Origin of the sequence: Desulfarculus baarsii DSM 2075 (assembly GCF_000143965.1) — a bacterium.
In the GTDB taxonomy this organism is placed as follows: domain Bacteria; phylum Desulfobacterota; class Desulfarculia; order Desulfarculales; family Desulfarculaceae; genus Desulfarculus; species Desulfarculus baarsii.
In genome coordinates this window covers 1,741,126-1,764,682 of record NC_014365.1, presented here as the reverse complement: position 1 = coordinate 1,764,682, position 23,557 = coordinate 1,741,126, and the positions used below count along the sequence as shown (strand labels likewise).

The following is a 23,557-nucleotide window of genomic DNA, read 5'->3' as shown; positions in this document are numbered from 1 at the left end:
CGCAGGATACCTGCGGCCGGCCAGGCCGGTTAATCAGGATTTGATCCGGATTATCAGGGCGATGGGCGGTTGATAGGCTGGGGTCATGAGCGTTTGGACCGCCATATTCCGCGCCGGAACCCACACCGACAGCGCCGGCCAGACCAGGGCCTGGACCATCGCCGACCTGGACCGGGCCGTGGCCAGCTACGACCCGGCCAGGCACGCAGCCCCGCTGGTCATCGGCCACCCGCGCGCCGACGCCCCGGCCTGGGGCTGGGTGGGCCAACTGCGGCGCGAGGGCGACAGGCTCCTGGCCCGCCTCGACGACGTGCCCGAGGAACTCAAGCAGGCCGTGGCCGCCGGGCGTTATCGCCACAAGTCGGCGGCGTTTTACGGCGATGGCGGGTTGCGCCACGTGGGGCTTTTGGGGGCCGCGCCGCCGGCGGTCAAGGGCCTGGGCCCGGTGGAGTTTGGCGGCGACGACGACTGGCAAGAGTGGGCGTTTGGCGAAGGCGCGGAGCAAACCACGGAGGAGACGATGAACGAGTTGGAGGAGATGAAGGCCAGGCTGGCCCAACTGGAGGCCAAGGCCCAGGCGGCGGAAAGCAAGGCCGCCCAGGCCGAAGCCGCCGCCGCCCAGGCCGAAAAAGACAGGCGGGCCGCCGAGGCGGCCCACGCCGAGGCCCAGCAAAAACAGGCCGCCAAGGACCGCGAGGCCCGCTTCAATGAGCTGGTGGCCGGCGGCAAGTGCCTGCCCGGCGAAAAGGACGCGGCCTTGGCCATCGCCGCCGCGCTGGAGGCGGGCGTGGAGCTTTGCTTTGCCGAGGGCGGCGCGGTGGTCAGGCGTCCGGCCGAGGAGGCCTTCTGGTCGCTGCTGGCCAGCCGGCCGGGCAGCGGCCTGCTGGGCGAGTTCGCCCAAGCGCCGGGCTCGACCGAAAGCCAGGCCGCGCCCCGCGCCGATTTCGCGGCCAAATTTTAACGGAGGCCGATCGTGAGCGACCACAACGCAACCATCTATCAAAACAGCGGCTTTGAGCGGGAGATCAAAGGCGGGCGCGGCCCGTGGATCGAGCGGACCTACGCCAAAGGCGCCACGGCCATCGCCGCCGGCCTGGTCTGCGCCATCGGCGCGGCCGACGGCCTGGCGGCCCCTTACGACCCGGCCAACGCCGACCTGGACCAGGTCAAGGGCGTGGCCCTCGCTGACAGCGCGGCCGAGGCGGCCTCGGTCAACCTGCTGGTCTTGGGCACGGTCAATCGCGGCGCGCTGAAGGTGGGCGCGGCCGCGCCGACCACGGCCCAGCTCTTGGCCCTGGAAGACCGTCACATCTACGCCGTGGGCTAGGCCCCGGTTTTTTGGGAGGAATCAGGCCATGCCCATGGTCGTAGACCTGAAGCCATATTTCACCAGGGCGCGCATCGCCAAGCGTTTCGAGGCCATGCCGCCGCTCAAATCCACGATCATGGACCGCTATTTCCCCGAGGCGGTGCGCGATCAATACGAGATGCCGATCATCCCGCTGCAGGTGATCACGGCCATCGTCAACGCCGTGCCGGTGGTGGCGCGGGGGGCCGAGTCCGTCTCCATCGACGGGCGCGGCTTTAGCAATCAGTGGGTGGAGCCGCTGCCGGTGCGCATCCACACCGAGGTCGGGGCCAAGGATTTGAACGACCTGAAGCTCATCGGCGAGGACAGCCGCGAGGCCTGGGCCACCCGGCGTCAGGAGGCCATGCGCCAGACGGTGCGCCTGACCACCGAGGCCCTGTGCTGCCAGGCGTTGCTGAACGGCGCGGTCAACTACCCGCTTTTGCAGAGCAACGGTCAGTTCATCAACTACAAGGTCGAATACAACAACGAGGTGATCCAGACCATCAGCGTGGCCGCCGGAAGCAAGTGGAACGCGGCCGAATGCACCATGGTCAAGGTCTTCGAGCTGCTCGAAGAGATGGCCGACGCCCTGGACGGGGCCGGCTACGGCGGCGACAAGGACGTGCTGGCCGGCAAGAACGCCTTTTCGGCCCTGCTGGCCCTGATCGAAGACGCCGGCGACAACCAGCGGCCCAAGGTGCCGACGCGGATCAACGAGGACGGCAGCGTGAACATCGGCGGCCACAAGATCGCCAAGATGGCCGAGGTCTGGCGCAACCCCCAAAGCGGGGCCTCGGTGGCCAAGGTGCCGGCGGGCGAGATTCGCATGATCGCCAAGGGCTACACCGGATTGATCTACGCGGCCGTGGACGACCTGGACGCCAACCTCCAGGCCCTGCCCATGTTCGTCAAGCCCGTGGAGCGCAAGAACCCCAGCGGCTACCAGCTGGTGGCCGAGAGCAAGCCGCTGCCGGCGGTGGCCCCCAAGGCCGTGGCCCGGGCCATCGTGACGGCCTAAAGCAAAATCGGCCCGTGGCCGGCCGGGCGGCCCCAGGCCGGGCCGTTATGGCCGAGGACAATTTGCACTAGTGCAAGACTAGTGCAAAACGCGCGAGGGAGCCCATGTACTGCACGCCCGCCGACCTGGAAAAACTCTTGGCCCCGGAGACTCTTGGCCAACTGGCCGACGACGGCCCCGACGGCCCCGCGCCCGAGACGGTGTTGCTGGAGGCCATCGAGCAGGCCGACCGGGAGATCGACGCCTACCTGGGCGTGGCCCGGGCCGTGCCGTTGGAGCCTGCGCCGGCCATCGTGGCCAACCTCAGCGCCAAGATCGCCGTGTACAACCTCTACCGCCGGCGGCCCCATCTGGAGGCCGGCGAGTGGGCCGGGGAATACCAGCGGGCGCTGAAGCTGCTGGAGCGCATCGCCGAGGGCCGGCTGAGCCTGGGCGGCGGCGAGGGCCCGGCCGGGCCGCTGGAGCCCCACGCCATGGCCGTGATCAGCCGGCCGCCCCACTTCGGCGACCGCCGGCTGAGGCGCTTCTGATGGCCGGGGCGCGCATCGAGTTGCAAAGCGCGGCGTTGGAGCGGGCGCTTCTGGCCCTGCGGGCGGCGCTAAAGGACGTCGCGCCGCTGTTGGCCGAGGTGGGCCAGATCGTCGTGGGCCAGGCCCTGGATAGCTTCGAGGACGAGGCCGGCCCGGACGGCGCGCCGTGGGAGCCCAGCCAACGGGCCGTCTTGCACGGCGGCCAGACCCTGGCCGACTCGGGGCTGTTGCGCGCCAGTCTCCAGGATGAGGTGGAGCTCATGCCCGATGCGGTGATCGTGGGCTCCAGCCGGGTCTACGCGGCGATCCACCAGTTTGGCGGCCGGGCCGGGCGCGGCCACGCCGTGACCCTGCCGGCGCGGCCGTTTTTGCCCGACGAAAAGACCGTGGCGATGGCCGAGATCGAGGCGGCCATTACCCGGCATTTCGCGAAGGCCGGGCTGTGACCATCTACCCCACCATCGTCGAGGTGGAGTCGGCGTTGTTGGCGCACCTGGGGGCCGACCGCGTCCTGGCCGACTGGGGCGTGGAGCCCCGGGCCATCCCCGGCTTCGAGGCCAAGGATTTCGGCCGGCTGTTCGCGCGCTATCCGGCCGTGGGCAGCTACATCAGCGGCGGCAAATACGAGCCGGACCAACTGACCGTGCTGGAGACGGCCCCGCTGTACTTGATCTGCGCGGGGGAAAACCTGCGCGGGCCGGCGGCGGCGCGGCGCGGCGACGAGCGCAACCCCGGCGCGGCCCATCTGGTGGAGCGCTGCCGGGCCCTGGCCACGGCCTGGCGGCCCGGCGGCAACGCGGCCTCGCTGACCGCCACCGGCTGGCGGCAGGTCTGGGCCAACAACCAAATATCCGTCTGCGCCCTGGAACTGGCCGTCTGCCTGACCCGGCCCCGGGCGCGCGACAAGGAGGCACTGGAGCACCATGGCTCGATCTACTGACAAAAGCGAAGCCCCGGCCACGCCGGCCGTCGCGGCCCCGGCCGCGTCGCTCAAACCGGCGGCCGCCCCCTCGGCCGTGATCTATCTTGGCCCCAACCAGCCCGGCGGCGGCCTGCTGCACGGCCAGGTCTTTCGCGGCGGCTTGCCGCCGGCGGCCGCGGGCGTCGATCCGGCCTTGATCGTGGCCCTGGCCGATCTGCCCAGGGCCAAGCTGGAGCTGGCCGATCCGTCCTCGGGCTTGAGCAAAATCTATCGGGCGGCGGTCAAGGCCGGCCAGGGAGGCAGGCCATGAGCGCCTATCGTCACGGCGTCTACGTCAGCCAACTGCCCACCTCGATCATCCCGCCGCGCCGGGTCGATTGCGCCATCCCGGTGGTGGTGGGCGCGGCCCCGGCGCACATGATCGAAGAAGGCCAGACCGGCCCGGTCAACCAGCCGGTGCTGGCCCATTCCCACGCCGAGGCCGTAACGGCCCTGGGCTACAGCGACGACTGGGCGGCCTATGGCCTGTGCGAGTTCGTCTACAGCCAGTTCGTGCTCCACGCCGCCGGGCCGGTGATCTTGATCAACGTCTTTGACCCGGCCCGGCACAAGACGGCGGTGACGGCCGAGGCGGTGAGCTTCAGCGGCGGCCGGGCCACGCTGGCCCATGCCGGGCTGGTGGCCGCGCCGGTGGTCAAGAGCGCCGACGGCCAGACCACCCACGCGGCCGGGGCCGACTACCACGTGGACCCGATAGCGGGCGTGATCCGCTTGAGCGAGGGCTCGGCCATCGCCGCCGGGGCCACGGTGGCGGTGGACTATGTGTACGGCGACCCAAGCAAGCTCACCGCCGACGACGTCATCGGCGGCATCGACGCGGCCACGGGCGCGGCCTCGGGCCTGGAGTTGGTGGACCAGATTTTTCCGCGCTTTGGCCTGTTGCCCGGGCTGATCGTGGCCCCCGGCTGGAGCCGACACCCGCTGGTGGCGGCGGTGATGGCGGCCAAGGCGGCCAACGTCAACGGCCATTTCCGGGCCATGGCCGTGGTGGACGTGGACTCCGGCCCCGACGGCGCGGCCAAGTACGCCGACGTGGCGGCCTGGAAGGCCCAGAACAACTACGCCGACAGCAACATGATCGTCTGCTGGCCCAAGGTGGCCCTGGCGGGCAAGGAGTTCTGGCTGAGCACCCAGGTGGCCGGGCGGATCGCCGCCACCGACGCCGACAACGGCGGCGTGCCCTTCGAGAGCCCCAGCAACAAGGCCCTGGAGATCAACGGGGCGGTGGCCGCCGGCCAGGCGGTGTGGCTGGGGCCGGCGGAGGCCAATTATTTGAACAGCCAGGGCGTGGTCACGGCGCTGAACTGGAACGGCTCCTGGCGTTTGTGGGGCAACCGCACGGGCTGCTACCCGGCCAACACCGACGTGAAAGACGCCTTCATCGGCGTACAGCGGATGTTTTGCTGGCTGGGCAACGAGTTCGTGCTGACCTTCTGGCAAAAGGTGGACCGGCCGATCACCCGGCGGCTGGTGGAGACCATCGTCGATTCCTACAACATCCGCTTGAACGGCCTGGCCGCCCGCGAGGCCATCCTGGGCGGGCGGGTGGAGTTTTTGCGGGCCGAAAACCCGGCCAGCGAGCTGATGGACGGGGCGATCACCTTTCATCTGTATGTCACCCCGCCCAGCCCGGCGCGGGAGATCAACGGCCTGATCGAATACGACCCCGGCTATCTGGCCGTGTTGTTCGGCAACTAAAGGAGGCAAGCCTTGGCCGACGTGAACAAAATTCCCCAGACGCTGATCGGCTTTGCCGTCTACGGCGACAGCGACGAGATGATCGGCGTGGCCGACGTGGAGCTGCCCGACCTGGAGGCGACCACGGTGGAGATCAAGGGCGCGGGCATCGCCGGGGCGGCCGACATGCCGATCATGGGCCACTACGGCGGCATGGGCCTGACCATCAACTGGCGGGCCATCACCGGCAATCACATCGCCCTGAGCGCGCCCAAGGCCCACGACCTGACCATCCGGGGCAGCATCCAGCACTACGACGCCGGCACGGGCGAGCACGCCACGGCCCCGTTGAAGGTGGTGGTCAAGGCCGCGCCCAAAAAGACGGGCCTGGGCAAGCTGGACACCGGCGAACAGATGGACGCCAGCGCCGAGTTCGAGGTGCTCTACATCAAGATCACCCTGGATGACGACGAGGTGCTGGAGATCGACAAGTTCAATTATATCTGCAAGATCGGCGACACGGATTATCTGGAGAGCGTCCGCGCCGACCTGGGCAAGTAGAGGCAAGCGATGAGCAAGATCAAGCTGAGCAAGGCGATCAACTGGGACGGCAAGGAGCATTCGGAGCTGACCCTGGAGCTGGAGGCCCTGACCGGGGCGGATTTGGTGGCGGCGGAGCGGGAGTTCGGCGCGCGCAACCCCGGTTTCGTGGGCGTGCCCAGCCTGCAGGTGGGCTATCAGGCCGGCGTGGCGGCCAAGGCGTTGAAGCGGCCGGTGGAGGATGTGCTGCGGCTGTCGGCCAAGGATTTTCTGCGCTGCGTGGAGGCGGTGGGCGGTTTTTTGAACGCCTAGGCCGGCCGGGGGCGGAGCTGTTGTTGAGCGCCGCCCTGGAGCTGGCCCAGGCCGGGTTTGGCGGGGCGGCCGGCTGGCTGGAGCGGCCGGCGGCGGAATTGGAAGGCTGGCTGCGGGCGGCGGCCAAGGTCATCAAGCGGCACAACAAAGCGAGGCGCTAAGGTTTTGGACAAGACCCTGCTCTTCAGATTCGCCCTGCATGGCCAGGCTCAGGCGGCGGCGGCCTTTGGCGGATTGGCCCAGGAGGCCCAGCGTCTGCGGGGGCAGGTGGAGCAGGCCGACCGGGCGGCCGGCCGGGTGGGTGGTCAGCAGCGGCTGCGGGCCATGCTGGGCGGGCTGCGGCTGTCGGCGGCGGGCGCGGGCCAAGCGGCGCTCACGGCCGGGCGGGATTTTGCCGCCAGCGCCAGGCAACTGGGCCAAAACGCCATCGCGGCGACGCGGGCGGCCAAGGCCACGCGGCAGTTGGCCCGGGAGCAGGCGGCCGCCGCCAACCAGGCCCAGCGCCTGAGCCAAAAAGAGCGGGCGCTCCAGCAAGTCCAGGCGGCCAGGGCCCAGCGCCAGGCGGCCATGGGCGGCCTTGGCGGCGTGGCCGGCGGGCTGCTGGGCGGCGTGGCGGCCGGGGCGGCGGTGGCCGCGCCGGTGGTCAAGGCCATCGGCTTTGAATCGGCCATGGCCGACGTCAAGAAGGTGATGGACTTCAGCGCCCCGGACGGCCTGGAAAAGCTGGGCCAGGATCTGCTGCGCCTGAGCGCCGTCAAGATTCCCCTCAGCGGCGAGCAACTGGCGGCCATCGCGGCGGCCGGCGGCCAACTGGGCGTCAAGGAGAAAGACATCCTGGCCTTTGTCCAGACGACCTCCAAGATGGCCGTGGCCTGGGACATGAGCGCCGAGGCGGCCGGCGAGGCCTCGGCCAAGCTCAGCAACGTCTGGGATATCCCCATCGAGCGGGTGGAGGCCCTGGGCGACGCCATCAACCACCTCAGCGACAACACCGCCGCCAAGGCCCCGGAGATGATCAATGTCTTGACCCGGGTGGGCGGCATGGGCAAGCAGTTCGGCCTGAGCGCGGTGCAGACGGCGGCCCTGGGCAACGCCTTTCTGGCCCTGGGCCGGCCGCCCGAGGTGGCGGCCACGGGCATCAACACCTTGCTGAACAAGCTGCAGACGGCCGACAAACAGGGTGAAAAATTCCAGCAAGGCCTGGCGGCCATCGGCCTGGACGCCCAGGGCCTCAAGGACGCCATCCAAAATGACGCCCAGGGCGCGCTGCTGGGCTTTCTCGAGGCCGTGGAGGGGCTGGACCCCTCCGAGCGGGCCATGGTGCTCATGGACATGTTCGGGCTGGAGTACGCCGACGACCTGGCCATCCTGGTCGGCGGCCTGGACAAATACAAACAGGCCCTGAAGCTCACGGGCAAGCAGGCCGACTACCTGGGTTCGATGACCAGGGAGGTTGAAAACCGCTCGGCCACCACGGCCAACCAACTGCAGCTTTTGGGCAACAAGCTCAGCCGCCTGGCCATCAACGCCGGCACGGTGCTGCTGCCGGTGATCGGCGCGCTGGTGGGCGCGGCCGGCTGGGTGCTGGACCTGCTGGCCGATTTCCAGGAGGCGTTCCCCATTGTCAGCGGGGCGATCAGCGGGGTGGTGGTGGGCGGCCTGGCCCTGGTCACGGCCTGGAAGCTGGGCGCGGCGGTGGGCGGCTATCTGGTGGGCGGCGTCAAGGAGATGGTCGCCACGCTACGCCTGTTGCGGTCCTCGCAGCTGGCGGCCAGGCTGGCCACCCGGTTGCAGACCCTGGCCCTGGCCCGGCAGAAGGCGGTGAGCATGGCCCTGGCGGCCAAGCAGTGGTTGATCGTCGCCGTCAGCAAGGCCTGGGCCGTGGCCCAGGGGCTGGTCAACGCGGCCATGTGGGCCAACCCCATCACCTGGGTGGTGGCCGGCGTGGTCGCCCTGGCCGCCGGGGCCTACCTGCTGATCAAATACTGGGACCAGGTGGCTGAATTTTTTGGTTGGCTGTGGGGCTGGATCAAGGCCGGCGCGGCGGCGGTTTGGGATTGGCTGAAGGCCACGGCCCTGGCCCCCGTCGAGGGGATCAAGAGCGCCTGGTCGACGGTCTCGGGCTTTTTCGGCGGCTTGTGGCGCGGCCTGGAGGCCGGGGCCAGCGCGGCGTGGGGCCTGGTCAAGGCCACGGTCCTGGCCCCCGTCGAGTGGATCAAAAGCGCCTGGTCGACGGTCTCCGGCTTTTTCGGCGGCTTGTGGCGCGGCCTGGAAACCGGGGCCAGCGCGGCGTGGGGCATGGTCAAGGCCACGGCCCTGGCCCCCGTCGAGGGGATCAAAAGCGCCTGGTCGGCGGTCTCGGGCTTTTTCGGCGGCTTGTGGCGCGGCCTGGAGACCGGGGCCAGCGCGGCGTGGGGCCTGGTCAAGGCCACGGTCCTGGCCCCCATCGACTGGATCAAGAGCGCCTGGTCGACGGTCTCGGGCTTTTTCGGCGGGCTGTGGGATGGCGTCAAGGCCGGCGCGGCGGTGGCCACGGCGGGAATCCGGGCGGCCTTCGCCTCGGCCCTGGACTGGCTGCGGGGCACGTCTTTGTACCAGGCCGGGGCCAAGCTGATCGGCACCTTCGTGGAGGGGATCAAGGCCTCGGTGGGCCAACCCATCGAGGCGGTCAAGGCGCTGCTGGCCCAGGTGCGCCAGTATCTGCCCTTCAGCGACGCCAAGCGCGGGCCGCTTTCCACGCTGACTTTGTCGGGCCAAGCCTTCGCCGGAACCTTTGCCGCCGGCATCGGCCAGGGCGCGGGCCAGTTGATCCAGGCCGTGGCCGGCCTGGCCCAGAGCGCCTGGAGTGGTCTGCAAGGCGCGGCCGGCGCGGCGGCCGAATTCTTGGGCCTGGGCGGGCCAAGCGGCGGCCTGGCCAAGGCCCAGGGCGAGCTGAACGCGGCGCGGGGCCAGGCCCAGGGGCCGGCCGCCGCCGCGCCGGCCCAGATCACCATCCACCAGACCATCAACGCCAGCGGCGCGGACAAGGCCGGCCTGAAAACCGCCCTGGACCAGGCCAACGCCGAGTTGACCCGGCTGATCGAACGAACCGTCAACGAGATGTGGGCGCGCAACCAGCGCACGAGCATGGGCAATGTCGGCGCGTAGGCACATCACCAGCCAGGGCCAGACCTGGGATCAGATCGCCCACGCCATCTGGGGCCGCGAGGACATGACCCACCACCTGCTGGCCGCCAACCCGTCCCACCGCCGCACGGTGATTTTCGCCGCCGGCGTGGAGCTGATAGTCCCGGCGCTGACGCCGCCGGCCAGTGAGGAGCCGCCGCCATGGCAGCAACGCTAGAGCCCCGCCGCGCCCGGCTGGAGCTGATCTACCGGGGCGTGGACATCGCCGAACACTGCGAAAGCGCCGAGTACGTCGACTTTGCCGAGGGCCAGGTGGACGAACTGCGCTGCACCCTGGAAGACCGCGAGTTGCGCTGGCAAGGGCCGTGGTTTCCCGGCAAGGGCGAGGAAGTGCGCGCCTATATCAGGTGTTTCGACTGGGACGGCCCCGGCGACGCCCCGCGCCTGGACTGCGGGCTGATGGAGATCGGCGAGGTGACCCTCAGCGGCCCGCCGGACATGGTCGAGATCACGGCGGCCAGCGCCAGGGTGAAATCCACCGCCCGCGTGCAGAAGAAAACCAAGGCCTGGGAAGACAAGGCGCTTTCGCACATTGCCGCCCACGTGGCCGAAAAGTGCGGCCTGGGCCTGCACTGGGAAGGCCTGGACCATCATTTCGAGCGGGTGGATCAACGCGAGGAGTCGGACCTGGGCTTTCTCACCCGCCTGGCCCGCGAACACGGCAACAGCGTCAAGACGGCCCATGAAAAGCTGATCGTCTACGCCGGGCACAAGTACGACCAGCGCGGGCCCCACGCCACCCTGACCCGTGGCCACAGCGACATCATCGGCTATCGCTTCGCCACCACCAGCCACGATCTCTACAAGGGCGCGGTGGTCAGCTATTGGCGCCCGGAACTCAAGGAGCACATCGTCGGCGAATTTTGGCCCGATCCGGCCCCGGCCAGCCAGGACGTGCTGCGCGTCAACCAGCCGGTGAAAGACGCCGCCGAGGCGGCCAAGCTGGCCCAGACCAGCCTGCGCCGCAAGAACAAGGTGGAGGTCACCGCCGAGATCACGCTGAAGGGCGCGCCCTTTCGCCGGGCCACCGAGGTGGTGCGGATGAGCGGCTTTGGCCGCTTTGACGGCCGTTATTTCGTGGCCGAGGCCCGGCACGGGCTCTCCGGCGGCGGCGTTTATCAGACAACCCTCTCGCTGCGGCAGGTGATCGCGTACTGATGGCGGGCCCATTCGAAGAGATCGGCCGCCGCCTGACGGCCCTGGAAAGCGCCCTGCGCCAACTGGTGCGGGTGGGCTTCGTGGTGGAGCAGATCCCGGCCGAGGGCAAGGTCCGCGTGGAGTTCCGCGACGCGGACATGATCGAGACGTTCAAGTTCGGCGTGCTGACGCCCCAGACCCGCTGCAACAAGGACTGGTGGCTGCCCGACTTGGGCGAGCAGGTCTTGTGCCTGTGCCTGCCCTACGGCCTGGAGCGGGGGTTCATCGTGGGCAGTTTTTTCAGCCAGGCCGACCCGCCGCCGCTGACCGACCCGGACAAGCGCCATCTGCGCTTTCTCGACGGCGGCTGGCTGGAGTACGACCGGGCCACGGGCGAGGCCCAGGTCCACGCGCCGCGCACCATTCGCCTGGCCGCCGGCGAGGCGGTGATCATCGACGCGCCGATCCTGAAGTGCCCCATCCCCGCGCCCAACCTGGGCCAGCCGGAACTGAGGCCCGTGGAGCCATCGCCCATCCCCGCGCCCGAGGAGTGGCCCCATGACTAGCGGGCGGATCGGCAGTTTCGGGCCGGTGGTCTTCGAGGCCTCGCTGGGCTACGTCAAGACCTTCGAGCGCCTCAGCGAGCGCCGCCGGGCCCGTTTCGCCACCCACGATGTCTTGAGCGGCGATCAGAAGCTGCAATTCATCACCCTGGAGCTGGCCGAGGCCGACCTGGAGATGACCTTTCACCACGCCTTTTGCACGCCCGATGACGAACTGGAGGCCCTGCGCGGCGTGCTGGCCGGCCACCAGGCCCACGAGTTGGTCATCGGCGGCAAGAATTTCGGCCAGTTCGTTTTGGAGGAACTCAGTCAGGTGATCGACCAGGCCGACAACCACGGCCGGACGCGCCTGGCCCAGGCCAGTCTGCGTCTGCGGGAGTATCGCTGATGGCCCGGCTTTTGGTGCAAGGCCAGGCGGCGGCCGTGGATTTCGCGCCCAACGATCTGGCCGCCGAGGTGAGCCAGAACGTGCGCATGATTATGGCCACGCCCAAGGGCAGCGTGCCCCTGGACCGCGACTTTGGCCTGGATTTTTCCTTGCTCGACCAGCCCCTGCCCCGGGCGCGGGCGCTTTTGGCCGCCGAGATCGTGCGCCAGGTGGCCAGGTATGAGCCACGGGCCAGGGTGGCGCGGGTGGACTGGGCCGAAAGCGAACTGGAGGCCATGGACGGCGGCTTGCGGCCGATCGTGGTCATCGACCTGCTGGAGGACCGATGACGCTGGTGCTGGAAAACCTGCCGCCGGTCAGCTTCTGCCCCACCGAAACGGCGGCGGTGGAGGCGGCCTTGATCGCCGATTTCGAGGCGATCACCGGCCGCTCGCTCTATCCCGGCGATCCCCAGCGGCTGTTTGTCGAGGCCGTGGCCTACCTAATCGGGCAGCAGCGGTTTTTGATCGATTACGCCGGCAAGATGAACCTGATCAGCCACGCCGAGGGGGCCTATCTGGACCACCTGGCCGCTCTGCTGAACACCAGCCGCCTGGGCGGCCAGGCCGCCACGACCACCTTGCGCTACAGCCTGGCCCGGCCCCTGGACTTTGACGTGGTCATCCCGGCCGGCAGCCGGGCCAGCCACGACGGCGCGCTTTTGTGGGCGACCACGGCCGAGGCCACGATCGCCGCCGGCGCGCTTGACGCCGACGCCCCGGCCCAGTGCCAGACCGCCGGCGCGCAAGGCAGCGGCCTGGCCCCTGGCCAGATCAACCGCTTTTTCGACCGCGTCACTTACGTTTCCAGTGTGGCCAACACCACCACGACCATGGGCGGCGGCGATGGCGAGGGCGACGCGCGCCTGCGGGCGCGGGTCCAACTGGCCCCGGAGCGCCTGAGCGCCTGCGGGCCGGCCGGGGCCTATCGCTACTGGGCCCTGAGCGCCAGCCCCCTGATCGCCGATGTGGCCGTGTGGAGCCCGGCCCCCGGCCAGGTCAACCTGGCCCCGTGGTGCGCCGGCGGCGTGGCCCCTTCGGCCGAGCTGCTGGCCCTGGTCCACGCGGCCGTCAGCGACCAGGCCCGCCGGCCGCTGACCGACCTGGTGCAGGTGCTGGCCCCGGAGGTGGTCGAGTTTCAGGTGGCCGGACGCTATTGGCTGCGGGCCAGCCACGGGGCCAGGGCCGGCCAGGTTCAGGCGGCGGTGGCCACGGCGGTGGTCGACTATCTGGCCTGGCAACGGGCCAAGCTGGGCCGCGACATCAGCCCGGACGAACTGATCAACCGGGTGCGGGCCATCGGCGGCGTGCAGCGGGTGGAGCTGGCGGCCCCCGTTTACCGGGCCCTGGACCCCTGGCAGGCGGCGCTGGGCCGGGCCGACGGCGGCCTGGCGTATGGCGGCCTGGCCGATGAGTGAGCCCATGGCCGAGCTGATGACCGCCCTGGCCCGGCTGCTGCCGCCGTCCATCGCCCAAGACCAGACCATGGCCGCCGTGGCCACCGTGGCCGGGGCCGAGGAAGAGCGCCTGCGGGCCCTGACCGACCGCGCCTTGATCTGGGCCCGGCTGGACGAGCTGCCCGACGCGGTGCTGGAACACCTTGGCTGGGGCCTGCACATCGACGGCTGGGAGCACGCCGCCACCCGCGAACTAAAAATCTGGCTGATCCGCCATTTTTACGACTGGCACGCCCACAAGGGCACGGCCCACGGCCTGGCCCTGTATTGGCGGGTGCTGCTGGGCCGCGCCATGCTGGGGGCCAGCCCACCGGGCAAATCCATCTGGGGCGTGAACATCTCCGCCCAGGAGCGCGCCGCCCGCGAGGCCCCGCACCCGGAGATCCGCGTCTATCCCTTCCGCCACGGCGGCGTCAATCGGCAATCGTTTTTTTGGGGCCAGACGCTGGGCGGCCCGGGCGAGGGCTGTTTTCTCGCCACGGGCGAGGCCATCCTGCGCATCGGCGACATGGTGGAGCTTTTCGACCCGCTGACGGGCCAGGCCCAGGCCCTGAACGTGCTGGCCGTCAGCGGCGAGCAGGCCTGGCGCGCCGCCAGCCAGCGGGTGGAGGCGAGGCTGCCCGCCACGGCGGCGGGCCTCTGCTGGGGCGAGGCGATGGAGGGCCAGTGGGTCGACCACGGCGCGAACGGCCGGCTGTTCACCCTGGACCTGGAGCGGCCCTACCAGGACGAGATCGAGCGGCGGCAAACCCTGTCGATCACCCCCGGCCCACGGCCCATGCGCACCAACTACGAGGCCGTGGCCGAGGCGGGCCAGGCCGGGGCCGAGACCTGCTGGGGCAATCGCTGGACCGACGCCTATCAAGGCGTGGGCGGCGGCAACAATTTCTGGGGGGCCGACATTTATTTCGCGCCCTCCGAGCCCCATCTCCGCCTCTACAAGCGCCTGAAGCTCTTCGAGCCCGGCCGGGCCAGGGCCTTGACGCGGGCCGACGCGGTTTACTGGGGCGCGTTCCGCGTGGGGTCCGCGCCCGCCCACCACGCCGACGTGGCCGTGGACTGCCAGGGCCAAGCCCGGCCCCGGGCCTGGTTCTGGGGCGACGCCCATTGGGGCCAGGACCTGTGGGACGTCTCCGACGCCGCCGTCCGCATCGCCCAGGTGCGGGGCGTGGGCCGCCTGGCCGCCCGGCTGTCGGACAAGGTCGAACTCGTCGTCACCAACCGCCGGATCGTCCGGGCCAGCGCGGGGCTGCTCGCCGGGTCGGTCGTCGCCGGCGAATACCGTCTGGAGGTCATCTGATGGAACGAAAAGTCATCTTTCGCGACCGGCAGGAAGCCCGGGCCGACGATCCAAACAACATCCAGCTCTTCGTGGATGAAAGCCTGCAAAGCATCATCACCCAGGCTATCACCCCGGAGCGCATGTTCCACGGCGGCAACGTCTCGCAATACTCCGCCACCGAGCTGCGGATCGCGCCCATCCACCTGTGGGTGGGCGACCAGGGCCGCGTCTACCGCCACGCCGAAACCCAGACCTTGAGCGTCTTCAGCCACCTGCCCCTGCAAGACAAACGCTGGCTGGTCATCAGCGTCATGGGCCAGGAACAGGATACCGACCTGCAACCCAGGGATTTCAAAATCGACCTGCAAACCGGCCAACTGGAGCCCCGCGCCGTGGCCATGGAGCGGGTCCGCGAGGTGGTGGTGGAGGTCAAGGCCGGGCTGGAGTCTCCCGACCCGCAGGTTCCCCTGCCCAGCACCGGCTACACGGCCATCGCCAACGTGCTGCTGGGCTCGGCGGGCATCATTCAGGTGGTTCCCTCCGAAACGGCCCGGCTGGTGCGCCTTTTCGAGGCCTGGCGCAAGATCGCCAGCCTCGAGGAATGGAAGACGCGCATCGAGGGCCTGCTGGACTCCCTGGCCAGCGACCTGGCCGAACTCTACCGCCGCCTGCCGGGGCTGGCCAATCACCGCATGCTCATGGAGGTGGCCATGGACGTGGCCGAACTGAAGGAGCGGCTGGACGTGCCCGACGATTACAGCAGCTACGGCGCGGATCACTTCCTGACCAAGGACGAATCCGACGCCGCCGACACCGAATACCACGCCCGGGTGGAGGAAGGCGTGCGCTTCCCGTGGCGCAACGCCTCGGAGGGGCGGCTGACGCTGTTCAATCCCTATGAGCAGGCGGTCAAGGTCCACGCCGCCGGCAGCGGGGCCGGGCTGGTCCTGCCGGCCTACGGCGAGGTGGGCGGCTCCAACAAGGCGGCCGGTTACGCCGGCTCCATCGCCGTGGGCCAATACGAGTTCACCACCAACGTGTTCAAGCAGGGCGCGCACACCCGCACGATCAAGCGCTACGGCCCGACCCGCGACGTCTGCACCAACTCCGAGTGGTGGAAGTCCGGCGAGTTCGACCCCTTCACCGGCATCTTTCAAAAAGACGGCGAGACCTGGGAAGTCAGCCCCTACGAGACCAACTTCCACGGCATCGCCAACCCCAACGGCGCGACATACCTGCGCAACGCCGGGCTGCGGGTGCGCCAGGTCTGGGTCGACACCATCAACGAGCCCTATTGGTACGTGGACCCCGAAACCCACACCATCGACGGGGCCCAGATCGCCCAGACCCTGCTCATGGGCCGCAACGGCTGGCTCACCGGCGTCAATCTCTTTTTCGACGACGTGGCCGCCGATGGCCGGGTCCATCTGCACTTTTGCGAGACCGTCAACGGCGTGCCCGACCCCTCCAGGGCCATCGGCTACACCTACCTGGACGCGGCCGCGCTCAAAAAATACCCCGAGGCCACCAGGTTCACCTTCCCCAGCCCGCTCTACGTGGAGACAGGCAAGCGCTACGCCATCATCCTGACCACCCTGGGGGCCCACAAGGTGGTCACCATCTCCGGGACCGCCTACACCGCCGGCACCTTGTTCGTCTCCACCGACGGGGCCTTTTTCGACGGCAACCTGGAAAAAGACCTGATGTTTGGCCTGCGCTACGCCAGTTTCAAGCAGAACCGCACCGTGGTCGACCTCAGCCCCGTGAACCTGGACGGCGGCATCGCCGACATCGAGCTGTGGACCGAGGGCGTCGAGCCGGCCAGTTGCGAGTTTTATCTGGAGTTTCAGCGCGACGGCGACCCCACCTGGTATCCCATGGTCCTCGACCACGCCGGCAAGCTCAAGAATCTTCCGGCCATGCTCAAGCTGCGGGGGGTCTTCGTGGGCACGGCCGACATCGCCCCGGGCGTCAACTTCGGCACGAGCATCCTGCGCGTGCAGCGGCCGGACACGTCCTTCAAGCACTTTTCCAGCGAGCGCCTGTTGGAGGCGGCCAGCGGCGACATCACGGTGACGCTGCGCCTGGAAGGCTGGAATTACGACGATCACGACTGCCGCGTCCATCTGGAAGTGGACGGCGCGCGGATCGACCCCGTCGCGCCCGACCCCGCGCGGCCGGACATCGGCTACAGCCAAAAGGAGCTCGACGCCGACGGCGAAGGCGACGAGAAGCGCTACGCCATCGAGCGGGCCTTCACCTTCGCCCCCGATCCGGCCATCGACCGCTACAAGATCGTCATCACCGGCTCGGCCGCCAGCCCCATCGACGTCTTCCACGTGGCCAAGCGCGTGGACGTGGCCAGGTAGGCCGAAGATGCGCAAGCTGGAACGCTACGCCTTCCGGGACGGCGTCACCCCGCTCTCGGCCGAGGAGCTCAACGCCCGGTTTTTCGACCTGGACCTGCGCTGCCACGCCCTGGAGGGCCTCGGGGTCTCTTGGGAAGACGCGGTGCGCCAGGTGCAACAAGTGGGCCTGGAGCGCATCAACGGCCTGATCTTGCCGACCTTGGACCAGGCCGGGGCGATGATCGACGACACGCGCCGGCAGTGGGAACACATCAACCAGTCGTGGTCGGACATGGTCGACACTGTTGACGGCGCGGGCCAGCGCCTGGATGCGACCGAGGCGGGCCTGAACGCCGTGGGCGCGGCCCTGACCCAGGCCGGCGCGCGCATCGACGTGGCGGAGGCGGGCCTGGACGCCGTGGATGCGGCGCTGACCCGGGCCGGCGCGCGCATCGACGCGGCGGATGCGGCCCTGGACGCCGTGGGCGTGGCCCTGACCCAGGCCGGGACGCGCATCGACGTCGCCCAGGCGGCGGCCGACCAGGCCCTGGCGACCCTGGGCCGGCTGGGCGGCTACATCAGCGGGCTGCAACTGCGGCGGCATTCCGACACACAGGTGCTGGTGCGGCGCGGCGCGCTGGAAATCGGCGGCCGGCTCTACACATTGCCCAACGACACGTACGTGAACGCGCCGACCGGGAGCGGCTTTGGCTGGCGCTACCTGGCCGTGCGGCCGCCGGCCAGCGGCGACACGTTGACCGCCCCGTATTGTTTCGGCACCTTCGACCCTGGCCTGCGGCCGGTCCATTGGGCCCCGGGTTGGGTCATCACCGAAAACGGCCACCGGGTGATCGGGCTCTATCCGGGGGTGGGCAACGCGGTCGTGGTGTTCCGCACCATGGGTGGCCGTTACGTCTTGCCATTCCACCAGACCATCATCGACACCGCCGCGCCGCCCACGGCGTCGACCGAGATGGCCGTGGGGCTGCCGCCTTTCCCCGATTACCTCAACGCCGATTACGTGGCGACCATCCGCAACCCCGGCGGCCCCGGCGTTGCGCTGGTCATCGGCGGGCAAACCGCAATCGAGGACAGTTGCGGCGGCGCGACCAGCCGCGTGGCCAGCGGCGGCGTGAGCATTCGCACGACCAGCGGCACGGCGTTCATCCGGTTGCACGGCGCGGGCGGCGCGGGCACGCCCAATCTCCTGCGCCTGAACATGGCGGCCATGGACGTTCCATACGGCATGGCCAGATAGGAGGATCGAGGTGATCTACCATATAGATGATAGCGGGCGCATCGTGGCCGTGCTGGCCGGCCAGACGGCCGAGCAAGAGGCCGAGGCCCTGGCCGCCGGGTTGCGCGTTATTGAAGCCACCGGCCAGTACGACCGCGAAGCCCATGTCTACGTGGACGGCGCGTTTGCGGCCATCCCCGCGCCCAGCGCGGCCGAGCAATTGGCCACGGCCGTTGCCGACGGCCTGCGTGGGCTGGCGGCCCATTTCCAGCATTTGGTCGACCAGATCGAGCCGGCCAGCCGCTACCCCCAGTTCGAGCGCGACAGCCAGGACGCCCAGGTGCTCTGGGCAAAGACGTATGAGACTGACGCCACGGCGGCGGCCATGCTGGCCGCCCTGGCCGCGCCGACCGGCCAGGGCGTGGCCGAACTGGCCGCGCGGATACTGGCCAACAAGCAGCAGTGGGACGCCATGCGCGCCCGGCTCATCGGCCTGATGCGGCCCTTGCGGGCGGCCATCAGCGCCGCCCAGACGCCGGACGATGTGGCGGCCGTGCTGGCGGCGCTGCCCACGGCGGCACAACTGCAGGCCGCCATGGCCGGGCAATAGCCATGCGCCTCGATCCGCGCCTGCAACCCTTTGCCGCCCAATACCCACCGGCATTTTTGGCGGCGATGGGCTTCACGCTGGAGCACGAAGGTTGGGACGCCACCAGCGACCACCCGGCCGACGCGGGCGGCGCGACGCGCTACGGCATAGCCCGCGCCCATCACCCCGAGGCCTGGCGAGACGGGCCGCCGACGCTGGCCAGGGCCTTGGAGCTTTACCACCGCGAGTATTGGCGGGCCATCGGCGGCGATGAGCTGTCCCCGCCGCTGGCCGTGACGCTTATGGATGCGGCCGTGCTCTTTGGCCCCGACCGCCCGGCCCGCTGGCTGCAAGAGGCCCTGGGCGTGGCCACCGACGGCGTGATCGGCCCGCGCAGCATCGCCGCCGCCAAGGCCCATGCCAACCCCCACGGCCTGGCCGGCGCGCTGATCTGGCGGCGCATGGAGGCCCACGCCCAGCGCGTGGCCGCCAAGCCCGATCAGGCCGTGTTTTTGCTCGGCTGGACCAGGCGCTGCGCCGCCCTTTGTCAATTCATATCGAAGGAGAGACCATGAACTGGATCAAAAAGCACAAGAAGATCATCGCCGCCATCGGCGCGGGCCTGGCCGCCGGGGCCGCCGCGCTGGGCTACGCCTGCCCCGAGCCGCTGGCCGATCTCTGGGCCTGGCTGCTGGGGGTGCTGTGATGGCGCGACTCAAGACGCTGGCCCTACTGCTGACCCTGACCCTGGCCGCTGGCGGCTGCGCCACCACCAGCACGATCACCCGAACCTACACCGACGAACAGGGCCGCCAGGTCACCGAAACGCAAGAGATCACCGACGAATACGCCTACATGCAGGCACAGAAAGATGCGCGCAAGCCCACCCTTGAGATCATCGCCGCCGACAACGACCAACCCATGGTGTTCAACAACGTCAAGGCGCTGCGCGTCTACAGCGGCGACGCCAACGGGATCAAACAATACGTCCACCCCGGCTGGAACGTGTTGTCCCAATACGGCGGCGTGGCCGGGGCGATCCTGGGCGCGGGCGTGAGCGGCTATTTTGCTAACGAACTGGCCGCGACGGTGGGCGCGGCCGCCGGCACGCGCTATGTCAGCAGCTTCAACGCCAGCGGTGATCAGAGTCTGGCTGGCTATGGCCCCGGTGACGGCTCCATTCTGCGCCTGGACCCCACCACCACGACGACAACCGACCGCCACGACGTCACCACCACCGCCGAACCCGAGGCCCAGTAGATGCTCTTGAATCTTTGCCCCAGGCCCGGCCGGGACTTCGGCCCCGGCTGGGTGATGTTTTCGACCAGGCGCGGGCTGCTGGCCGGGCCCATCGCCGCCATCACCGCCGCCGGGCGATACTTCGCCGGCCGGCTGGTGGCCACCCACTGCGGCCTGGTGCTCGACCACCAGCACGTGGCCGAGGCCCTGGCCTCGGGCTTTGGCGTCAGCCCGCTGGGCCCGCTTTTTATCGACCGCGACGTGATGATCTGGTTTCGGCGACCGGCTGGCCTGACCCCGGCCGCCGCCCAGGCCATGGTCGACCAGGCCCGCGCCTGGGCCGCCTCGGGCGTGGCCTACGACTTTGTCGGCTGCGCCGCCGAACCCCTGGCCCTGGACCTGGACAGCCCACGGGCGCTGTTTTGCAGTGAGGCCGTGGCCACCCTGCTGCGCCTGGCCGCGCCCCATCTGACCCGGCCCCTGCCGGTGGACCTGGCCACCCGCCCGCCGGAAAAATGGAACCCCCACGAGCTGGATAGCCTGGATGGGCTGTGGGGCGAAAGCGAAGAAGAAGAGAAGAAGTAGGACAGCCACGCTGGTTTTTGCGTTTCGTTTGACAGATTTTTGCGTTTCGCGTGGCGGCTCACAGCGATGCTCGCGCGCGCGGATATAGCCCAGCTAACCCCACACCAGTTTTTCCATCCGCCCCCACGCAAAACAGCCCGGCCCTGAGCGCGGGGGCCGAGCCGCTGCGCCAAGGGCTGCGCGCCAAATTCGCCCGGCTGCTGGCGGAGTAGCCGCCGCCCCGCACCCACGAACAGTCACCAACGGCCACGCCGGTTTTTGCGTTTCGTTTGACAGATTTTTGCGTTTCGCGTGGCAAAGCACAGAAATGTTGTGGACTTCACCGATCATTGCCGAGTAATATCTATATTATTACTATATATTCATTAATAAAATGCGTGGCATTGGCTTCGCCACCAAAACGCCACCGCCCGCAACGAGGCCGCACGGCGTCTTCGGCCACCAACCATCCGCATGCCCCCGGCTTTTGAGTTCGTCTCGGGGGCAACCAAGCTCCACCGCGGCGCAAGCCGCACACGCTGGAATCAAATAACCAAAGGGGGCAACTGATGAAGCTGAGAGTGGTGTTTGTGAGCCTGGCCATTGCCTTGTTCGTTGGCGCGGTCGCCTGCGCGCGGGCCCTTGCCGAGGGCCCATCGCAGATCACCTTCAACATTGTGGGGCCGACCGACGGCTCCGTGCAAAATCTGCGTTGGGGCAACATGGTCAGCCCGGACGGCAGTTGCCAATTCTGGGACAACGGCCCAGCCGGCAACCCCACCTACGTGTGGAACAATATGGGCAACAACCTCACGAAATTCGCTTTGGAACTCAATTACGACATGGAGCAAAGCGGGACATGGGTCGCCGCCACGGTGCATGGCATCGTGATCGTTGACCCAACGGCGATGCCCGATGGCAGCGTCAGCGTCACCGCCGAACTACAAAAGTGCTCCATGGGGCCCAACAATATCGTTTTGGGCCTGAAAGGCGTCAAAGGCCCCAGCGGCGTTTCCATGGGCAACTGCGCCGCGGTTCCGCCCTGCGAAAAGTGGCAGTAGCCGCGGGGAGCTTCACCTCGATCACGAGGCCGGCCGGGGGCGCGCCCTGGTCGGCCTTTTCTTTGGCGAGAGGCCCTCGAAGGCGTCATGCCTGGCCGTTTTCAAGAACCAAACGGATGATTGCCGCCGTCACTCATCTTCCGGCAACAAGAGCGCGTCGTGGCTGTCAGTTGTGTCGCGCCCAGCGCCTATGACGCCAAGCTGGAAAAAGAAGTGCCTGACGGAACGCATGTACCGGGCCGACCCCAGGGGGCCGGATGGGCACACTCCACGTCAGGCACTGAAATCAGTTTAAAAGACCTGCTGGCCGGAATCAAGGCCCGGGGCGGGAAAACCTACCTGCAAACCGGCCAAAACGCGCGAAAGCGCGGGGCGGTGCATTTTCCGCCCGACGGCCAGGCCGTGATCCAAATCCTCAAATATGGCGACGCCTCGACGCTGATCCACGAACTGGGGCTGCTGCACGGTGAAACATAACAAATGTTGTAAAAACAGATAATAACCTGTGAAACATGAATTCTACCGTGCAGCAGCCGAAGCGCGCCATGGACGGCGCGCCAAATCGCGAGCCTGATCAGGCGAGCGATTCGTGAGGCTTGGCAAAACCGCGCTTTTGCCAAGCTGATGCCGCACGGGGTAGGACGCCCCCGTGCAGCACTCTCGAACTGGGCCATATCGCCCGCCGGCCGCCGATTCGTTTTTTTACGAGGTCGCGCCGGGGCCTGTTTGACGTCACTCCCCGGTGCCGGTAAATTCTTATAGATGTCCTGCCCGGCCATGGCGACTTTTTGGCGCGCACCCCGGTTACGGGCCGTTGTTCGGCCCGCGCCGACTTTAAGGATCCAATCGTCCATATGCGAAAAACGATCATATTGCTGGCCCTTTTGACGGCCTTCCCGCCCATGTCCACCGACATGTATCTGCCAGCACTGCCGCTGCTGGGCAAACTCTGGGGCCAGCCCGAAGCGGCGATCAACCTGACGCTCGTCTTGTGGTTCGTGACTTATTGCGTGTTTTTGCTGGTCTATGGGCCGGTCTCCGACCGCGTGGGCCGACGGCCGCCGCTGCTATGGGGCGTGGGTTTGTTCATCGTGGCCAGCCTGGGCTGCGCCATGGCCGACGGGTTGACCATGCTGCTGGCGGCGCGGGTGGCCCAGGCGGCCGGCGCGGCGGCCTCGACGGTGATGGCCATGGCCATGGCCAAGGATCTGTTCGAAATGCGCCAACGGGCCAAGGTGCTGGCCTACATCAGCGTGATCAACGCCTTGGCCCCCATGCTCGCCCCGACGCTTGGCGGCTGGATCATGGCCTGGCTTAGCTGGCGCTGGGTCTTCGCGGCCCAGGCGCTGCTGGCGGCGGCGGTGTTGCCGCAGATCGCGCGCATGAATGAGCCGCTCCAGGCGCCGATCAAGGTAAAGGCGTCCCACGCCGTTCTGGCCTATGCGCGTCTGTTCAAAAACTGGCGTTTTTCTTGCCTTAACGCGGCCATGGCCCTGCCAAACCTGGCCATGTTCGCCTTTATCGCCGCCTCGCCGGCCATCTATATCAGCGGCTTTGGCCTCAGTGAAAGCGTTTTCGGCTATTTTTTCGGCTTCAACGCCCTGGCCATGATGGTGGGAGCTTATGGCTATTCGTTTTTCGGACGAGGTTTCAGCCCGCTCAAGATCATGCTGACCAGTTTCGTGGGCATGGCCGTCGGCGGGGCCGGCCTGGTCTTTCTGCCCCATCAACAAAGCCCGTGGATGGTGGCCCTGCCGATGTGGGTTGTGTCGTTTTGCATCGGCCTCAACCGCCCGCCGGCCAACAACCTGATCCTGGAGCAGGTCAGCGCCGACACGGGTTCGGCCTCTTCGCTGATCGCCTTGGCGATCATGTCCTCGGGGGCCGTGGCCATGTTCGTGGCCTCATTGGCCTGGGCCGACAAGGCCGCGGTCATCGGCGCGCTGGCCATGGTCGGCGGCGCGACGGCGTTTGTGGCGCTGGTGGCCATGCGTCACAGCCTGGCCGGCCTGGAGCCGATGAGCGCGCGGGCGACATCCTAAAGCGCCCACGGCTTGC

The 23,557-nt window shown here is 68.5% G+C and carries 29 protein-coding genes; all 29 read left to right on the top strand.

The genetic code is table 11. From position 1 onward, the window contains the following. The first annotated feature begins 85 nt into the window (after nucleotides 1-85). The 29 genes from DEBA_RS07960 to DEBA_RS07830 all read left to right on the top strand — a co-directional run bounded on the left by DEBA_RS07960 (nucleotide 86) and on the right by DEBA_RS07830 (nucleotide 23,541). Entirely contained in the window at nucleotides 86-961 is an 876-nt protein-coding gene (locus DEBA_RS07960) for a hypothetical protein (protein WP_013258412.1), read from the top strand. A 12-nt stretch (nucleotides 962-973) separates the two neighbouring features. Continuing rightward, a complete protein-coding gene (locus DEBA_RS07955) occupies nucleotides 974-1,327 on the top strand; it encodes a hypothetical protein (RefSeq protein ID WP_013258411.1) in 354 nt (117 codons plus the stop codon). 28 nt (nucleotides 1,328-1,355) lie between these two features. Next, complete coding sequence (locus DEBA_RS07950) at nucleotides 1,356-2,369, top strand: major capsid protein (protein ID WP_013258410.1); 1,014 nt, start codon at nucleotides 1,356-1,358, stop codon at nucleotides 2,367-2,369. 104 nt (nucleotides 2,370-2,473) lie between these two features. Beyond that, nucleotides 2,474-2,899 (top strand): gp436 family protein, encoded by a 426-nt coding sequence (locus DEBA_RS16990; protein ID WP_013258409.1) that lies wholly within the window; start codon nucleotides 2,474-2,476, stop codon nucleotides 2,897-2,899. After that, the gene (locus DEBA_RS07940) at nucleotides 2,899-3,345 is read left to right on the top strand and encodes a phage virion morphogenesis protein (protein ID WP_013258408.1); all 447 of its coding nucleotides are present in this window, start codon (nucleotides 2,899-2,901) and stop codon (nucleotides 3,343-3,345) included. The genes DEBA_RS16990 and DEBA_RS07940 overlap by 1 nt, the downstream gene beginning before the upstream one ends. Beyond that, nucleotides 3,342-3,839, top strand: a complete 498-nt coding sequence (locus DEBA_RS07935) for a hypothetical protein (RefSeq protein ID WP_013258407.1) — start codon at nucleotides 3,342-3,344, stop codon at nucleotides 3,837-3,839. The genes DEBA_RS07940 and DEBA_RS07935 overlap by 4 nt, the downstream gene beginning before the upstream one ends. Beyond that, a complete protein-coding gene (locus DEBA_RS07930; protein ID WP_013258406.1) occupies nucleotides 3,823-4,131 on the top strand; it encodes a hypothetical protein in 309 nt (102 codons plus the stop codon). The genes DEBA_RS07935 and DEBA_RS07930 overlap by 17 nt, the downstream gene beginning before the upstream one ends. Continuing rightward, a complete protein-coding gene (locus DEBA_RS07925) occupies nucleotides 4,128-5,579 on the top strand; it encodes a phage tail sheath family protein (RefSeq protein WP_013258405.1) in 1,452 nt (483 codons plus the stop codon). The genes DEBA_RS07930 and DEBA_RS07925 overlap by 4 nt, the downstream gene beginning before the upstream one ends. Nucleotides 5,580-5,600: 21 nt before the next feature. After that, nucleotides 5,601-6,119 (top strand): phage major tail tube protein, encoded by a 519-nt coding sequence (locus DEBA_RS07920; protein WP_050762420.1) that lies wholly within the window; start codon nucleotides 5,601-5,603, stop codon nucleotides 6,117-6,119. Nucleotides 6,120-6,128: 9 nt separating this feature from the next. Next, nucleotides 6,129-6,410, top strand: coding sequence for a phage tail assembly protein (locus DEBA_RS07915; RefSeq protein WP_013258403.1), 282 nt, complete (start codon nucleotides 6,129-6,131; stop codon nucleotides 6,408-6,410). Between the two features lie 23 nt (nucleotides 6,411-6,433). Then, entirely contained in the window at nucleotides 6,434-6,571 is a 138-nt protein-coding gene (locus tag DEBA_RS18350) for a hypothetical protein (RefSeq protein ID WP_013258402.1), read from the top strand. Between the two features lie 4 nt (nucleotides 6,572-6,575). After that, a complete protein-coding gene (locus tag DEBA_RS16985) occupies nucleotides 6,576-9,557 on the top strand; it encodes a phage tail tape measure protein (RefSeq protein ID WP_013258401.1) in 2,982 nt (993 codons plus the stop codon). Further along, complete coding sequence (locus tag DEBA_RS07905; protein WP_013258400.1) at nucleotides 9,544-9,753, top strand: tail protein X; 210 nt, start codon at nucleotides 9,544-9,546, stop codon at nucleotides 9,751-9,753. Before DEBA_RS16985 ends, DEBA_RS07905 begins: the two co-directional genes overlap by 14 nt. Continuing rightward, nucleotides 9,738-10,754: a phage late control D family protein gene (locus tag DEBA_RS07900; protein WP_013258399.1), complete on the top strand. Its 1,017-nt coding sequence runs from the start codon at nucleotides 9,738-9,740 to the stop codon at nucleotides 10,752-10,754. The genes DEBA_RS07905 and DEBA_RS07900 overlap by 16 nt, the downstream gene beginning before the upstream one ends. After that, nucleotides 10,754-11,299, top strand: a complete 546-nt coding sequence (locus DEBA_RS16980; RefSeq protein WP_013258398.1) for a phage baseplate assembly protein V — start codon at nucleotides 10,754-10,756, stop codon at nucleotides 11,297-11,299. The genes DEBA_RS07900 and DEBA_RS16980 overlap by 1 nt, the downstream gene beginning before the upstream one ends. Next, entirely contained in the window at nucleotides 11,292-11,684 is a 393-nt protein-coding gene (locus tag DEBA_RS07890; protein WP_013258397.1) for a phage tail protein, read from the top strand. Before DEBA_RS16980 ends, DEBA_RS07890 begins: the two co-directional genes overlap by 8 nt. Further along, a complete protein-coding gene (locus DEBA_RS07885; RefSeq protein ID WP_013258396.1) occupies nucleotides 11,684-12,013 on the top strand; it encodes a GPW/gp25 family protein in 330 nt (109 codons plus the stop codon). The genes DEBA_RS07890 and DEBA_RS07885 overlap by 1 nt, the downstream gene beginning before the upstream one ends. After that, the gene (locus DEBA_RS07880) at nucleotides 12,010-13,140 is read left to right on the top strand and encodes a baseplate assembly protein (protein ID WP_013258395.1); all 1,131 of its coding nucleotides are present in this window, start codon (nucleotides 12,010-12,012) and stop codon (nucleotides 13,138-13,140) included. Before DEBA_RS07885 ends, DEBA_RS07880 begins: the two co-directional genes overlap by 4 nt. Further along, complete coding sequence (locus tag DEBA_RS07875; RefSeq protein ID WP_187288610.1) at nucleotides 13,133-14,479, top strand: phage tail protein; 1,347 nt, start codon at nucleotides 13,133-13,135, stop codon at nucleotides 14,477-14,479. The genes DEBA_RS07880 and DEBA_RS07875 overlap by 8 nt, the downstream gene beginning before the upstream one ends. Then, a complete protein-coding gene (locus DEBA_RS07870; RefSeq protein WP_013258393.1) occupies nucleotides 14,479-16,830 on the top strand; it encodes a hypothetical protein in 2,352 nt (783 codons plus the stop codon). The genes DEBA_RS07875 and DEBA_RS07870 overlap by 1 nt, the downstream gene beginning before the upstream one ends. Nucleotides 16,831-16,837: 7 nt before the next feature. Then, entirely contained in the window at nucleotides 16,838-18,067 is a 1,230-nt protein-coding gene (locus tag DEBA_RS07865) for a hypothetical protein (RefSeq protein WP_013258392.1), read from the top strand. Between the two features lie 10 nt (nucleotides 18,068-18,077). Further along, nucleotides 18,078-18,656, top strand: a complete 579-nt coding sequence (locus tag DEBA_RS07860) for a hypothetical protein (RefSeq protein ID WP_013258391.1) — start codon at nucleotides 18,078-18,080, stop codon at nucleotides 18,654-18,656. Nucleotides 18,657-18,658: 2 nt separating this feature from the next. After that, the gene (locus DEBA_RS16975; protein ID WP_013258390.1) at nucleotides 18,659-19,210 is read left to right on the top strand and encodes a glycoside hydrolase family 108 protein; all 552 of its coding nucleotides are present in this window, start codon (nucleotides 18,659-18,661) and stop codon (nucleotides 19,208-19,210) included. Then, nucleotides 19,207-19,341: a hypothetical protein gene (locus DEBA_RS18885; RefSeq protein ID WP_013258389.1), complete on the top strand. Its 135-nt coding sequence runs from the start codon at nucleotides 19,207-19,209 to the stop codon at nucleotides 19,339-19,341. Before DEBA_RS16975 ends, DEBA_RS18885 begins: the two co-directional genes overlap by 4 nt. Next, a complete protein-coding gene (locus tag DEBA_RS07850; RefSeq protein ID WP_013258388.1) occupies nucleotides 19,341-19,895 on the top strand; it encodes a hypothetical protein in 555 nt (184 codons plus the stop codon). Before DEBA_RS18885 ends, DEBA_RS07850 begins: the two co-directional genes overlap by 1 nt. Further along, nucleotides 19,896-20,459, top strand: coding sequence for a hypothetical protein (locus tag DEBA_RS07845; RefSeq protein WP_013258387.1), 564 nt, complete (start codon nucleotides 19,896-19,898; stop codon nucleotides 20,457-20,459). A 548-nt stretch (nucleotides 20,460-21,007) separates the two neighbouring features. After that, nucleotides 21,008-21,499 carry a hypothetical protein gene (locus DEBA_RS07840; protein ID WP_013258386.1) on the top strand — a complete coding sequence of 164 codons (492 nt, stop codon included), beginning with the start codon at nucleotides 21,008-21,010 and terminating at the stop codon, nucleotides 21,497-21,499. 159 nt (nucleotides 21,500-21,658) lie between these two features. Then, on the top strand, nucleotides 21,659-21,976 hold the full coding sequence (locus tag DEBA_RS18100; RefSeq protein ID WP_013258385.1) for a hypothetical protein: 318 nt from the start codon (nucleotides 21,659-21,661) through the stop codon (nucleotides 21,974-21,976). Nucleotides 21,977-22,353: 377 nt separating this feature from the next. Beyond that, the gene (locus DEBA_RS07830; RefSeq protein ID WP_013258384.1) at nucleotides 22,354-23,541 is read left to right on the top strand and encodes a Bcr/CflA family efflux MFS transporter; all 1,188 of its coding nucleotides are present in this window, start codon (nucleotides 22,354-22,356) and stop codon (nucleotides 23,539-23,541) included. The last annotated feature ends 16 nt before the right edge of the window (nucleotides 23,542-23,557 follow it).